Origin of the sequence: Xanthovirga aplysinae (genome assembly GCF_009711365.1) — a bacterium.
Lineage (GTDB): Bacteria > Bacteroidota > Bacteroidia > Cytophagales > Cyclobacteriaceae > Xanthovirga > Xanthovirga aplysinae.
Genome location: NZ_SMMB01000345.1, coordinates 1 through 1,200 on the forward strand (window position 1 = coordinate 1; position 1,200 = coordinate 1,200).

1 protein-coding gene is annotated in these 1,200 nt (G+C 36.8%); it reads left to right on the forward strand.

The genetic code is table 11. From position 1 onward, the window contains the following. Positions 1-1,095 (forward strand): phosphonoacetate hydrolase (gene phnA / locus E1171_RS01075; protein WP_155203241.1); only part of this gene is annotated, 1,095 nt, incomplete at its 5' end. Between the last annotated feature and the right edge of the window lie 105 nt (positions 1,096-1,200).

The following is a 1,200-nucleotide window of genomic DNA, read 5'->3' on the forward strand; positions in this document are numbered from 1 at the left end:
AGAAAGCATTTTATAGCTAAATCTGTGATTCCTTCTTTTACAAATCCAAATAATATATCAATTATTACAGGCAGGCCACCAGAAGTACATGGAATAAGTGGTAATTATTATTATGATCCCAAACTGAAAATGGATGTAATGATGAACGATCCCTCATTACTTCGGGCTCCAAGCATAATTCAGAAATTTCAGGAAACTGGTGCAAAAGTAGCAACAGTGACTGCAAAAGATAAATTACGTTTACTTCTGGGAAATGGGCTGGATTTCTCAAAAAGCACTGCTATATGCTTTTCTGCAGAGAAGGCCGATATTACTACTTTGGAGGAAAATGGGATGGATAAGGCAGATCAATTTGTTGGAATGAAAACTCCAGAGATATACAGTGCTGAATTGAGTGAATTTGTGTTAAAGGCTGGAGTAGTATTGTTAAAAAAGGAAAAGCCCGACTTAATGTATTTGTCCACCACCGATTATGTACAACATGCCTATGGCCCAAAGGAAAAAGAGGCTCTGGATTTTTATGAAATGTGCGACTCCTACTTTAGTCAATTGGATAAACTGGGAGCTACTTTAGTAATCACAGCAGACCATGGAATGAATGCTAAATCTAATCAGAATGGAGAACCCAATATTTTCTTTCTGGAAAGTTTTCTTAAGGAAATATCTCCTTCTGGTAAATTTCATGTTGTTTTACCCATTACCGATCCCTATGTAGGGCATCATGGTGCATTAGGGTCATTTGGGGGGATTTATTTGAAGGATTTAAGATTGAAATCACAAATCAAAGAAAAATTAAGTAGAGAAAAAGGGATAGTTGGAGTATTGGATAGAGCCACTGCAGCTGATAGTTTTGAATTGCCATCTGATCGTATAGCTGATCTGGTTGTGCTAGCGGATCGCCAAACTGTAATCGGGAAAAGTCCAAAGGATCATGATTTAAGCATGCTCCATGGTCCCCTTCGTTCCCATGGAGGATTATTTGAACAGCAAGTGCCTCTTCTTTTGAATTTTAGGCTTCCAGAAGGGATAGATACCGATAATTTGCGCAATTATGATGCTTTTTTCTTAGCCGCAAATAGAGCAAGAAACTCTTAGATTGTGTCAATATTATTTTAATCTCCTTTAGTGAAAAAAACTTTCCTTTTTCCCTTTTACTAAAAGATTAAGCCTGCTAAAGATAAAACCTCTCAAAATTATTAT